Source organism: Italian clover phyllody phytoplasma str. MA1, from assembly GCF_000300695.1.
Classification (GTDB): domain Bacteria; phylum Bacillota_I; class Bacilli_A; order Acholeplasmatales; family Acholeplasmataceae; genus Phytoplasma.
Map to the genome: position 1 here is coordinate 1 of NZ_AKIM01000100.1, position 14,179 is coordinate 14,179.

The window sequence follows — 14,179 nt, forward strand, 5'->3', positions numbered from 1 at the left end:
TATTTTTTAGGATTTTTTAAAAAATCAATTAATTCTTGCATTTCTTCTTTTTCTTCTTCTTTGCCAGCCACATCTTGAAAAGTGAATAAATATTTTTGAGAAGAAGAAATTTTTTTAGAAGATGAACCATCATTTTCTAAAAACCTTTCTCCCCAATAACCTAACAATAACAAAGTGGAAATAGGTCTTAAAAACTTATCTATCGTACCTTTAATATCGTAATTAATAATGATGTTACATAAATAATATTTTTTAAATCGATAAATACCGTTCGATCTTTTTGGGTTCAGGATATATTTATCTAATACATCTGATACAATAGCTAAAAAATAAAAAATAATTAACATAATAATAATGTTTTTAAAACTAATTTTTTGTTTTAATTTCTTCATGATTTGCATATCAATTCATCCTGATAATCCCTTTCTTTAATTTTTAGCTATATAATTTACTAATGGAATTTGGAATCGATAATCTTGGATTAAAGTTAATACCTTTTTAAAGATTTATTCATATGTTTGTTGTATGAGTTGTTGTTCTTGAGTTTTGTTAATTCCTATGGGCAATAATTTTAAAATAACATTATCGTAAAAATCTAAAAATTCTTTATAAGAAAAAGTGAAAAGACCTGTTTGAGGATTAACTCCTGGATAAGCTATATCATATTGATATCCTGTTTCTGATTTCAAGCCTGAAAAAAAATTGGTATCAATTGTACTACCTTGTTGCTTTTTTTCATCTAAATATATTTTTAAAGGAGAAAAGTTTAAAGTTATTTTTTCTTCTCTAATGCCATCACTTAAAACATTATTAATGATATCTCAATAATAATTTGCTTCATTGTATTCATCTTTTTCTTGGTATTATATCCAAGCGCATATTCATATTTTGTGAGGAATCTTCTGTATTTTTGATTTTATCAACTATTTGCATTTTGATTTGATTTTCTGGTAAATGATTTTTGTTAATAAAAGTAGTGAATAAATTTTTTATTTGTTCTAAAATTTAATTAGTTAAATCTTTTAGCTTTGCTTCTTCTAAATCTTCTTCTTGAACCAATAAATTTAATTTATAATTCTCTTGTTTTTGTTCAGTAGTTAAATCATCCCAAGCTTGTTGTAATAAGTTTAGAGCTTTGTCTTCATCAAAACCGTCATTTTCTAATTTATCGTTTTTATATGCTTTATCATCTTCTTCGTTAAAGGGGGAAGTTTTTGCAGGAAAATAAACATGATTATCGTTGAAAAAAGCTTTGGTAAATAACACTGGAGATGATGATAATTTGAAATTATCATTTGTTTGTTCTAAAACTTTTCTATTTAAAGAGCGATAAATGTTTTTGCGGAAATTTATGTTTTGAGTTAAAGCGTTTGTATATTTATCTTGTTTAAAAAAACTTAAAAAAATTAAAAGACCGTTATCTGCAACTTTTTCGTTTAAAATCTTTGAAGTTGCGTTTGAGCTCACACTTGTGGAAAGTCTTTCATCCTTATTATCGTTTAAAATTTTAATTCCGAAAATAACGCCCATTATTAACAAAATCCCTAATAACCCTATCACTACTAACGTTATTATTTTCTTATTTTTCCGAATAAATTCTTTATAATTCATTTCTTTTTTAATCTTTCTTCAATTTGGAATTAATTTTTAATAATTTAAAAAATTAAATTATTAAAAATTATTATACACAAAAAAAAGTCCCGACGAAAAAGAACTTGTTTTTGTTATTAGTTATTAAATTTTTTGATTATATTAAATTAAAAAAGCTTGTTTTTTCAAAAAGTATTTTTGTGATTTTTTTATAGAAAGTAATTAAAAATTATTTTCTTGGAATAAATTAGGAAAACGTTTTTCTCTGTATTCTTGAGGTGTTTCGTTTTTTAAAAAATACGCTTTTTTTTCGTAATTATAATGTCTTAAATATTTTTTAAAATCTTCCACAACAAAAGGACCTTCTTTGGTGTAAGTTAATTCTCTATTATTGGTCATTTCTTTTATCATATTATCGTAAAAAAATTCTAAAATAAGTTGATTATCAAAATTTTCTATATCATCTTCAATACTCAACACATAACCTAATTTTTCCACTAAATTAACAAAAGGCATACGGAAATACTGATATTCTCTGTTGCAATGTAAAATAGTGGTAATAAAAGGACTATCATTGACTCCTAAACGGTGAAGGGTTTCGATGGAATTGTTTAAAATGCTTTCATTATTCCACAAGTAAAACGAAAAAATTTCTTGGTTGTATAAATCCATAATAATAGTTAACATCACTTCTCCTTCTAATAAATTAAAGGTTTTGTGAGAGATAACCAATTTATGAAAAGGTTTGTTGACTTGCCAATTACCTTTTAACAAATCAAAACGTAAATATTGTTTATATAAAACTTTCTTTTTCATTGTTAAATCCTTTGCTTTTTTCATAATTTCTTTTTTAACAATAACTTTTTATATATAAATATAAGAAATTTTTATAATTACTTAATTTATCAAAAAGTTGTCTTATAAACTATTAAATCCATAATTTCTTTATAATTAACAGCCGAAAAGTCGGCTATTTCATTTAATAAAGTGTAATCTTTCATACCACTAATAAACGTAATCAGAGGAATTTGCGTTTTGGAGGTTTTTTCAATGATTTTTATGCCTTTATATTCTCCTTGTTTGATGTAACATTGTTTTTTCTATTCTTTTAAATCGTTGTTGTAATCATCTGTATTTTCATATTTTTCATGAACTCCAACATTGTTTTTCGGAGGTAATTTTCGGGGTGTCTGATAAAACATAATTAGCCCTAAAATCAAACATAATATCAATATGGAAGATGTTATAGCGGTTATAATGCATTTTTTATTTGTCGCCAATTATTTGAGTTTTATCTTTTCTTGCCTTTTTTTCTTTGATTGTTGTTGAGTAAAAACATAATTAATAGATTCTTTATGTATGCTTAAAAATAATTTACTTTTTTATTTATGTCTCTATTATACGTTTTTTTGCAATAGTTTGAAGACAAAAATTAATCTTTTTTAAAAAAACGCAAAAATTAATAACATAAAAAACCATAAAATGAAGACAATATCATTGATTTATGCATTTCTCTGTGAATAGATTAATGACCTAATTTCTTTCATTATGGCAAGAACAGGATTTATTTATCTTCTCTATGATAAACTACACAGACATTTGTCAAGTTAATTCGTTAAAAATAACTTGACAATTATATATAAAATAACTTATAATTTAAGTGAATTATATTTATTTGTTTGTAAAAAAGTTTTTAAATTTTTCCTAATTTTTAATGATTATTAAAACTCTTAAATAAGTAGTTAATGAAATCTTATTATAATATTAGTTTTTAAAATCTTAAGAACGATAAAATAACGTATTTATCTTATATTTTGTATGAACGAAAACTTTTATCTTTTTTAGTTTGATTTTCTTTTTTATCTATTTGTGCATTATTTTAATAATTATTGATAAAATGATTCTTTTCCGCGGAAACATTATAATTTGATTTGAATAAAAAATATGATTTGATGATTTTGTTAAGATTATGATAAAGAATTAAAAAAATTTTTAAAATATTAATAATTATTTTATTGGTGGGAGGTAAAAAAATGTGTTCTGTTAAAGATATTTATACCGATTACACTCTTTATTTAAACAAAAAGATTACCATTAATGGTTGGATAAAAAACGGCCGTTTTCAAAAAAAATTTGTTTTTATTGATTTAAATGATGGCACTTTTGTAGATGACTTGCAAATAGTTTTAAAAGAATCTGAAGTGATTAATTTAAACGAGATTAAAGACTCTTTGACGATAGGAAATGCTGTAAAAGCGGAAGGTGTTTTAGTAGATACTCCTCAAGCTAAAAAACCTTTTGAATTGTTAGTTTCTCAAATACATATTTTAGGCAATAGTTCTTATAAGTATCCTATTCAACCTAAAAAACATTCTAAAGAGTTTTTGCGTACAGTGGCTCATCTCAGATTAAGAACTAATCTCTTTGGGGCAGTTTTTCGCCTTCGTAACACAGTTTCTATGGCTATTCATCATTTTTTTCAACAAGAAGGATTTATTAACGTGCATACACCCATCTTAACTGGTAGTGATGGCGAAGGAGCGGGTCAATTATTTCAAGTTACAACCTTGGATTTAAACAAAGTCCCTTTAAACGCCAATAAACAAATCGATTATAAACAAGATTTTTTCGGACAACCGGCTTATTTAACTGTAACGGGTCAATTAGAAGCTGAAGCTTTCGCGACCGCTTTTAGCAAAGTTTATACTTTTTCCCCTACTTTTAGAGCGGAAAATTCTCATACTCAACGTCATATGTCTGAATTTTGGATGGTAGAGCCAGAAATGGCTTTTTATGATTTAGGACAGAATATAGCAATGGCTCAAAAAATGCTACAAAGTGTGATTTCTTATTCTTTAGAAAAGAGTCAAAAAGATTTTGAATTTTTAGATCAAAACGTCGAAAACGGTTTAATTCAAAGATTAACCACTATAGCTACTTTGGAAAAATTTCCACAAATAACGTACGAAGAAACAATTAATCTTTTATTAAAAAGTGAAGTAAATTTTGAACAAAAACCTTTTTATGGTGGCGATTTGGCCACAGAACATGAAAAATATTTAACGGATACGGTTTTTAAAGTGCCTGTTTTTGTGATCAATTGGCCTAAAGAAATTAAAGCTTTTTACATGAAAAATAATCCTGATAATAAAACAGTAGCTGCTATGGATCTTTTAGTCCCTAAAGTAGGTGAATTAATTGGCGGTTCACAAAGAGAAGAAAACTTAGAAGTTTTGCAAGCTAAAATAAAAGCTTTTAATATTTCCCAACAAGACTTAGAATGGTATTTAGATCTACGTCGTTTCGGTACATGCGTTCATTCCGGTTTCGGCTTAGGTTTTGAAAGGTTAATGCTTTATTTAACTGGTTTAGACAATGTTAGAGATGTCATTGCTTTTCCAAGAGTACCAAATAATATTTCTTTTTAACTTTAATAAAAACAAAATCAAAAAAGGATACTAATAAAAAACGATCATGGGAATTATAATGAAAAATGTTTCCAAAATTTTTACAAATCAACAAACTAAAAAACAAACTTATGCAATTAAGGACTTAAATTTAGAAATTAAAAAAGGCGAATTAGTGAGTCTTTTAGGACCTTCCGGTTGTGGTAAATCCACTATTCTTTATATGATTGCTGGTCTTTTAAAAGTGAACGAAGGGGAAATTTTTTTTGAAGACCAAAATGTGACCCATATTCCTCCTGAAAAAAGAGGAGTAGGTTTGGTCTTTCAAAATTACTCCTTATACCCCCATATGACAGTGAAACAAAATATTATGTTTCCTTTGCAAAATTTAAAAATGCCTAAAGAAAAAATACAAGAAGAAGTAGATAGAATAGCAGTTTTAACTTCTGTAGAAGAATATTTAGATAAAAAACCAGGAGAACTTTCTGGCGGCCAACAACAAAGAGTCGCTATCGCTCGTGCTTTGATTAAAAACCCTAAAGTGTTGTTATTAGATGAACCTTTATCTAATTTAGATACTAGATTACGTTTTAAAATGAGAGACGAAATTAGAAGAATACAAAAAAAGACCAAAATTACTGCTGTTTTTGTCACACACGATCAAGAAGAAGCGATGTATATGAGTGATAAAATATATGTGATGAATAAAGGTTATATCCAACAAACAGATGTTCCTAGAGAAATTTATAACAATCCTGCCAATTTATTTGTAGCCTCTTTCTTAGGTATTCCTCATATTAATGTTTTTAACGGCAATATAGATAATGGTGAGGTTAAAGTTGGCAATACCGTGCTTTTTAATAAATCAGAATTAAAAGGACAAAAAAAAGACGTTCATATAGCTATCAGACCAGAAGGTTATATTTTAGAGGAAAAAGGTCTTTTTGAAGTTCAAGGAATAGCGATTGAAAGCCTTGGCAGAGAAACTGTTTTATTGGCTAAAAAACCAGAATCTTTACATACAATTTTTCAAATTATTATCCCTACTTATAAACAAAAAGAATTGAATTTCGCTCATATTAATAAAACCACCGTCCGTTTTAACATTATGGAACATAGATGCTTTGTTTTTGATAAAACCGATGGTAGTAGGATTTTATAAATGTTAGAAATTGCAGGTCACAAAAAAAATAAACATTGGTTTTATTTAGCTCCTACTTTAATTGCTTTAACTTTGTTTTCTTTTTTTCCTTTAATTAAAAATATCATTATTTCTTTTAACGGTGATTACCAAAAATTTAGTGATTCTTTTAGTAAAACGGAATTATTAAGTTTCAAGAATTATGATAAAGTGCTTCGTGATGTGGAGTTTCGTTGCTCTCTTAGGAATACTTTAATTTTGGTCCTTTTAGCAGTCCCTATTTCTTTAACCTTTGCTTTAGTTATTGCTTTAGCTTTGAATAGTGTTTATAATCATTATTTAAAAGATTTTTTTAAAACTTTTTTCTTTTTACCATTACTCGCTAATACGGTTATTATGGGAATGATTTTTAGTTCCTTTTTTTACCACAATAACATCCCTTATATTAATAAGCCGGAAGGTTTATTTAATAATTTTTTAATTCTTTTTGGAATGAAACCTAAAAATTGGATTAATATTTCTGCTCCTTATATGAATAAAATGTTTGTTATTATTTTTTATAACATATGGCACAGACTACCTTTTAAAATTTTTGTTTTCGTATTGGCTTTACAAGATATTAATAAATCTTATTATGATGCTGCTAAAATTGATGGGGCATCCAAATGGCGCATTTTTACTAAAATAACATTGCCTTTATTGGCTCCAGCGCTTTTTTATCAATTTATTATTGAATTATTGACAATCATGAAAGAATATGAATCTGTTGTCGGAGTTTTCGGTAAAAATGCTGATTATAGAATTCAAACTATTGTGGGTTATATTTATTCTCAAATCAATAGTCCTAATTATAATTCTTATTCTAAAGGTGCAGCAGCAGCTGTTATATTATTGTTTTTTTCTGTTTTATTTACAACAATTAGCTTTGTATTACAAAAAAAGAAAAAAATAAATTATCGAAAGTAGATAGCGAATAAAGAAAAAATGAGTAAAATAAAATCTTTTTTTAAAAACACATGGGAAAAAATACAAAAATCCAAATTGAAGCACAAAATTAATTTTTTTTCCATTATGAAATTTAGTTTTTTGTTTTCAGTTCTTCTGTTTTTTACCTTCCCTTTTTATGTGATGGTTATTACATCTTTAAAAAATAAAGCCGATATCGACACCAATAACGCTTTAATGTTGCCTAAAAGTTGGGAATGGAGAAATTATCAAGAAGTTTTTCGAATACAAAATTTTAAATTTATTAAATACTTTTTAAACACTTTATTGATGGTTATCATTTCTACTACTTTGGGAACTTTATTCGCTGTTTTGGCAGCTTTCGCTTTAAGTATTTTGAATTTTTCTTTCAAAAAAACTATTGTCGCTCTTTTATTTATAGCGATGATGATTGCCAGTGAAACCTTAGTATTGACTAATTTCCGTACTATAGCTACATTGGGGATGGTTAATACTGGCAACGGCCCTTCCTTCCCTTTAGGGGTCACTTTTGCTATGGTGTTACCTTATTTAATTAACGTGGTTCATGTCTTTTTAATTATGCAGGCTTTTCAACGCGTTCCTAAAGAATTGTATTATACTTCTAAAATAGACGGTACTACTGATTGGGAATACCTTTGGAAAATATTAATTCCCATTACTAAATCTTCGATTATTGTGACTGTTATTTTTAGAATAGTAGCGGCTTGGAATGCTTATTCTTGGCCAGAATTAGTAGGAGGTCAATTGTTAACTAATATGATAAGAAAAACATTTGACGGAGAAAGTGGTATCGATCAATTGCACCTACAAATGGCGGTTTCTGTTTTGATTAATTTACCATTATTATTAATTTTTATTTTTGCAAAAAAATACATTATATCTGGGGAAAATAAAAGTGGCATCAAAGGATAATTTTAAAAAAAATAGTTTATTTATTGGTTTATTTTTTTTGTCAATCTTTATATTGATTTATATTGCCAATTTGTTCGCTTCACCTAAGGATAAAAAATTTTATCAAAAAGAATATGATGATTTGAAAGCTTTAGTTGAAAACAATTTTAAAAATGCAGATCAACAACAAAAATATTTCGACGATCCTGATAAAAAGGTAGAAATTGTTTTTTGGCATAATTTATACCCAGAAGAAAAAGAGGTTTTAGATAAATTTATTAAACAATTTGAAAAAAAATATCGTAGTATTAAAATTAAAGAAGTTAATAAATCAAACTGGGGTAATATCGCTAAAAGCGTAGCTAACGCATTGCCGGTTAATAAACAACCTAATTTAGTTTTTTCTTATCCCGATCATGTGGAATTTTATTCTAAATCTCATAAGGTAGTACCTTTAGATATTTTTATGCAAGGAGATGATAAAAACATTGAAGGTCAATTTTACAAAACTTATTTGAAAAAAAATATATTAGAACATGGATATGATGGAGGAGAACATTATTACATCTTCCCTTTTAGCAAAACGACTGAAACACTTTTCTATAATAAAGATATGTTTAAAGAATGTCGCAACGATTTAAACCATGCCCTTCAAGACGCAGTCATCAATGAAGATGGCGTTATTTACACAAAAGATCAATCAAAAGGCTTAACTTGGGAACAATTAGAAATCATTGCCGAAAAAATGAAAGAATTAAAAAAAAACATAAACGGCTTTATTCCGATAGCGCTCGGTAGCGAAGCCAATTTATTGAACACTGCTTTTCAACAATCGGGAATAAAATTTCCAAAAACTCAAAAAGAAGCTGAAGAATTTTTAAGAGGAGAAAAAGTACAACAAGTCATCAAATATTTTAAAGAAAAATTTTACAATACAGGTTATATGACTACTTCGAAAATGAACGGCGAACAAAAAGTTTTAGATATGTTTTGCCAAAAAAAGAGCATCATTTTTATTGATTCTACAAGAATGGTTCATAAAGTTCAAGAAAGTGATTTGAAAAATGTAGGTTTATCAAAGATTCCTTTGTTAACATTAATTAACGAACATAAATATAAAAATGTGATGCAAGGCGCTAATGTAAATATGTTTTATTCTTCTGAAAAAGATGAAATGTTAGCTTCTTGGTTATTTTTAAAAACCTTAACTTCTCAAGAAAACCTTATTGACTTGTTAAACGCCAAAGGCGGTTTAAACATCACAAGACCAGATATTTTTAACAAAGTGGAAGACAAAATAAATTGCCCTTCTAAGCCTAGTCCAATAACTATGGAACCGAATACCCTTCATTTTGCTTCTTTACAATATGCCTACAATAATCAAAAAACAGACGATGAAAAAGAAGACAAAATGTTTTTTGAAACACCTATTTTTCCTAATTCCAGCTTTTTACGAACTGTTTTAACCGAATTATTTACTTATGTATTAGCCATTGATCAAAATATAACAGAGGACGCATTGGAAAAAGAAATCAAATCTTTATGCGCGCAAGCTGCTACAAGAATAGAGACTAATTAATCTTACATAAAAAAACATTAATCATTAATGAAAATTAATTACAAAAAAACAATGAAAGAGAGATACTCATAAACATAATGGATTTTATTAAACAACAAATTATTAATTTTGATACCATTATCATTCACGGACACAAAAGACCGGATGGAGATTGTTACGGTTCTCAATTAGGTCTTAAAGATATTATTCAAGAAAACTATCCTCATAAAAAGGTTTATGTTGTAGGAGAGGTTAATTCTAAAATGACTTTTTTAGGAGACATGGATTATATCACAGATGAAACTTACCAAGGTGCTTTATCAATCGTGGTTGATTCTGGTAACACTAATGTTATTAGTGATCAAAGATATAAATTAGGTAAAATGATTATCCGAATAGATCATCATTTATCAATGGAAGAGTATGGCGATTATCAATGGGTAGAACCTCAATTCGCTTCTTGTTCCGAAATGATTTATACTTTTAAAGAATATCATAACTATAAAATAAGTCTTAAAGGAGCGATGCCGATGTATGTAGGAATGGTAACTGATACCGGTAATTTCCGTTTCGATAGGGTAACGGATAAAACTTTACAAATGGCTTCAGAATTGTTGCAATTTGAATTTAATGCTTTTGAGATAGATAAAAAAATAAACACGCAAAGTTTACAAATGTTAAAATTAAAAGGTTATATTTGTGAAAATTTTATCGCCGAAGATGGTTTAATTTATATTCAAATTTCACAAGAAATCATTAAAAAATTTAACTTTAGTATTGATGAAATTTTTTCTATTGTTAATATTTATAGCAATGTTGCAGATTATCCTGTTTGGGCTTTTATAGTAGAGATGTCTAGTCAAGAATGGAAATTAAGCATCCGTTCTACCGGTCCTAAAATTAACCATATTGTAAGTAAATTTGGCGGCGGCGGGCATTTAAGAGCTTGTGGTGCTTTTGTGAAATCTCAAGAGAATATTGATGAAATAATTAATTCTTTAAAACAATCAATAAAAGAGTTTAAACAAGAAAAAACCCTTAACATAAGCACAGAAAGTTAATAAATAAAAAAAGTGTGGTGAAGTCATGTACGAAGAAACTATTGCTGCTATTTCCACTCCTTTAGGAACAGGAGGAATCAGCATTATCAGAATCAGTGGTGTTAAAGCGATCGAAAGTATAGATCAAATTTTCAAAAGCCCTAAAAAACATTTTACTTTAAAAGAAGTTCCTTCTCATACTATTCATCATGGTTACATTCTAGACCATAAAAGCGATATTTTAGATGAGGTTTTAGTGTCAGTTTTTAAAAAGCCTCATTCTTTCACTGGCGAGGATGTAATAGAAGTGCACGGGCATGGCGGCATTTTAATTACTCAACTTTTATTGGAAAGAATTTTATCCTTAAATATTAGAATAGCCGAACCAGGCGAGTTTAGTAAAAGAGCCTTTTTAAACGGTAAAATAGATTTAATCCAAGCAGAATCTATTATGGATTTGATTCATGCTCAAAACGAGAATGCTGTTAAATTATCGCATCTAGGTTTACAAAAAAAAACGTCTGAACTCATAGAAAATCTAAGTAAAGACATTTTAAGTTTAATCGGTAAAATCGAAGTTAACATTGATTATCCTGAATACGAAGATATTCAAAAGATGACTAATGAGATTATTTTGCCAGAAGTTAATCGTTTAATTAAAAGTATGCAAGATATTTTAGATCATTCTGTAACAACGCGTTTTTTAAAAGAAGGTATTAAGACTTTAATTATTGGCAAACCTAATGTAGGTAAATCAAGCTTATTAAATACTATTTTAGACGAAAAAAGAGCGATTGTTTCTGATATAGCTGGAACTACTAGAGATTTTTTAGATGTGCATGTTAATATTAAAGGCGTTTCTTTAAATTTAATTGATACTGCAGGAATTAGAGAAACTGATGACCCTTTGGAAAAAATGGGCGTTTTACTGTCTAAAAAATTCTTCAAAGAGGCGGAATTGGTTTTATTATTATTAGATCAAAGTCGTCCTTTAAGCCAAGAAGATAAAGAATTACTAGAAACGACTAAAAACCATCCACGTATTTTAATCGGTAGTAAATCCGATTTACCTTCTGAAATGAATTTTTCTTTTTTAGAAGAAGAAATTGTTTTTATTTCTAACATCACCAAAGAAGGGATTGAACAGCTCAAAGATAAAATTTTAAAAATTTTTCAATTAGACCTGATTGAAGAAAAAAACTTTAATTATTTATCTAATTCTAGACATATCCAACAAATGAAAAATACTTTGCAAGCTTTAAAAAATGTTATTATAGATATTGATCAACAAATTCCGATAGATATTCATATTATTTCTTTAAAAGAAGCTTATGAGGCTTTAGGATCTATTGTAGGAAACAATATTAATGAAGCCTTAATGGATGAATTATTTTCTAATTTTTGTTTAGGAAAATAGTTCTTTTAAATAGGTTTTTATGTATAATTTATAGTATTGAATAAAAGAAAGGACTACTAGGCTTTAGCTTTATGATTAAAATACATTTTAATAATAATGTAATAGAATCTTTTTCTAAAGGAATTACTCCTGTTGAAATCATTCAAAAACAAAATTTAAATTTTTCTACTAAACCAATAGCCGCTTTATTTAACGAAAAAACGATCGAGTTGGACCGTCCTTTAGAAGAAGATGGCACTTTAGAAATCATTATAGAAAAGCATGAAAAAAGTTTGGAAATTTTAAACCATAGTACCGCTCATTTAATGGCCCAAGCGATTAAAAGGCTTTATCCTGAAGCTCTTTTTGTTGTCGGTCCAACTATTAAAGAAGGTTTTTATTATGATATCGATTTTCAAAATTCAGTCGTTTCGGAGAATGATTTTGCGAAAATCGAAAAAATGATGCAAACTATTTCACAAGAAAAATTAGCTATTGTGAGAAAAGAAGTTAGCTACGAAGAAGCAGAAAAGTTATTTGCTGATAATATTTATAAACAAACTATATTAAAAAATATTAAAGACCCTATTTTAAGCGTTTATACTCAAGGTGAATTTATTGATCTTTGTCGCGGCATCCATCTAACTAATACTAAATTTATCAAACATTTTAAATTGTTAAAAACATCTGGTTCCTATTTTCAAGGTAGTGTTAAAAACAAAGCTTTAACAAGAATTTATGGTATTTCTTTCTTTAACAGGCTAGATTTGAAAAATTATTTAAATTTATTATTAGAAAGAAAACAAAGAGACCACAAAAACATCAATAAAGAACAAAATTACTTTATGTTGTCTCCGGAAGTGGGAACGGGTTTACCTTTTTGGTTGCCTAAAGGCGCTACTATACGTCGTATTTTAGAAAGATATATTGTGGATAAAGAATTATCTTATGGTTATCAACACGTTTATACTCCTATTATAGCTAATACTAAATTATACGAAGAATCAGGACATTTAGAGCTTTATAAAGATAATATGTTCCCTATTATGGAATTAAAAAAAGAAGAAAAAATGGTTTTAAGACCGATGAATTGTCCTCATCATATGATGATTTTTAAACAACAATTACGTAGTTATAAAGATTTGCCTCTTAAAATCGCTGAATTAGGAATGATGCATAGATACGAACATTCTGGAGCTGTTTCAGGTTTGCAAAGAGTAAGAGAAATGACCTTAAATGACGCTCATATCTTTATCACTCAAGAACAAATTAAAACCGAATTTGTTAAAATTATGAATTTAATTTTTGAAGTTTATAAAGATTTTAATATTACGGATTATTTTTTCAATTTAAGCACCAGAGATCCAGAAAATAAAGATAAATATTTTGATGATGATAATATGTGGTATAAATCTGAATCTATCTTAAAAGAAATTTTAAATGGTTTAAATATCAAATATAAAGAACAAAAAGGCGATGCTGCTTTTTATGGTCCTAAATTAGATGTCCAAGTTTTAACCGCTTTAGGCAATGAGGAAACTTTATCCACTATTCAATTAGATTTTCTGTTACCGCAAAGATTTAACTTAACTTATATTGGTGAAGATAGTAAAGAACATGCTCCTATCGTGATCCATAGAGCAGTTATTTCCACAGTAGAACGCTTTTTAGCTTATTTAATTGAACAAAATAAAGGTGTTTTTCCTTTATGGTTAACCCCTTTACAAGTTGTTTTAATACCTGTTAACGCTCAATTACATTTAGAACATACTAAAAAAATACAAGAAATTTTATTGAAACATAATTTAAGAGTAGAAATTAACAATAAAGAAGCTACTTTAGGATATAAAATTAGAGAATCTCAAAAAGCCAAAATTCCTTTCCAAATTGTTATTGGCGATCAAGAGTTAACTAGCAATCGTTTGACTTATCGAGAATACGGAGATAATAAACAAAATAACGTTTCTGTGGCAGAATTTGTTTCGATGTTAAATGATAAAATTCAGCAAAAAAAATAATTTATTTATTTTTATTTTGAAAAAAGAAATGAAAAAATTCGCTGCAAGGTATAAATGAGGTGTTCCAAAACTTTAGACACTTTTTATTTTTTAAAAATTCTTTAAGACTAACTATTAAGTTAGTCTTTTTTTCTTTTCTAAGACTAAAAAA

11 protein-coding genes and 1 pseudogene are annotated in these 14,179 nt (G+C 27.5%); 8 read left to right on the plus strand and 4 right to left on the minus strand.

All coding sequences use genetic code 11. The features are described from left to right. From RI01_RS02600 to RI01_RS02615, 4 genes and pseudogenes are all read right to left on the minus strand, one after another. Positions 1-392 (minus strand): annotated as a pseudogene (locus tag RI01_RS02600) (hypothetical protein); the annotation flags it as partial. A gap of 114 nt (positions 393-506) precedes the next feature. Continuing rightward, entirely contained in the window at positions 507-689 is a 183-nt protein-coding gene (locus tag RI01_RS02605) for a hypothetical protein (protein ID WP_017193116.1), read from the minus strand. Between the two features lie 316 nt (positions 690-1,005). Further along, positions 1,006-1,611: a hypothetical protein gene (locus RI01_RS02610; RefSeq protein ID WP_187322787.1), complete on the minus strand. Its 606-nt coding sequence runs from the start codon at positions 1,609-1,611 to the stop codon at positions 1,006-1,008. A 201-nt stretch (positions 1,612-1,812) separates the two neighbouring features. Beyond that, positions 1,813-2,406, minus strand: coding sequence for a hypothetical protein (locus RI01_RS02615; RefSeq protein ID WP_017193118.1), 594 nt, complete (start codon positions 2,404-2,406; stop codon positions 1,813-1,815). Positions 2,407-3,623: 1,217 nt separating this feature from the next. Between RI01_RS02615 and asnS the strand changes: the two genes are divergently transcribed. From asnS to thrS, 8 genes are all read left to right on the plus strand, one after another. Next, the gene (asnS, locus tag RI01_RS02620) at positions 3,624-5,018 is read left to right on the plus strand and encodes an asparagine--tRNA ligase (protein ID WP_017193120.1); all 1,395 of its coding nucleotides are present in this window, start codon (positions 3,624-3,626) and stop codon (positions 5,016-5,018) included. A gap of 46 nt (positions 5,019-5,064) precedes the next feature. After that, positions 5,065-6,159 carry an ABC transporter ATP-binding protein gene (locus tag RI01_RS02625; RefSeq protein WP_017193121.1) on the plus strand — a complete coding sequence of 365 codons (1,095 nt, stop codon included), beginning with the start codon at positions 5,065-5,067 and terminating at the stop codon, positions 6,157-6,159. Then, on the plus strand, positions 6,160-7,104 hold the full coding sequence (locus tag RI01_RS02630; protein ID WP_017193122.1) for a carbohydrate ABC transporter permease: 945 nt from the start codon (positions 6,160-6,162) through the stop codon (positions 7,102-7,104). 18 nt (positions 7,105-7,122) lie between these two features. Beyond that, the gene (locus RI01_RS02635; RefSeq protein WP_017193123.1) at positions 7,123-8,037 is read left to right on the plus strand and encodes a carbohydrate ABC transporter permease; all 915 of its coding nucleotides are present in this window, start codon (positions 7,123-7,125) and stop codon (positions 8,035-8,037) included. 37 nt (positions 8,038-8,074) lie between these two features. After that, the gene (locus tag RI01_RS02640; RefSeq protein WP_235728187.1) at positions 8,075-9,595 is read left to right on the plus strand and encodes an ABC transporter substrate-binding protein; all 1,521 of its coding nucleotides are present in this window, start codon (positions 8,075-8,077) and stop codon (positions 9,593-9,595) included. 77 nt (positions 9,596-9,672) lie between these two features. Then, positions 9,673-10,635, plus strand: coding sequence for a DHH family phosphoesterase (locus RI01_RS02645; RefSeq protein ID WP_017193125.1), 963 nt, complete (start codon positions 9,673-9,675; stop codon positions 10,633-10,635). A gap of 25 nt (positions 10,636-10,660) precedes the next feature. Beyond that, entirely contained in the window at positions 10,661-12,031 is a 1,371-nt protein-coding gene (gene mnmE / locus RI01_RS02650; RefSeq protein ID WP_017193126.1) for a tRNA uridine-5-carboxymethylaminomethyl(34) synthesis GTPase MnmE, read from the plus strand. A 71-nt stretch (positions 12,032-12,102) separates the two neighbouring features. Beyond that, on the plus strand, positions 12,103-14,028 hold the full coding sequence (gene thrS / locus RI01_RS02655) for a threonine--tRNA ligase (protein ID WP_017193127.1): 1,926 nt from the start codon (positions 12,103-12,105) through the stop codon (positions 14,026-14,028). The last annotated feature ends 151 nt before the right edge of the window (positions 14,029-14,179 follow it).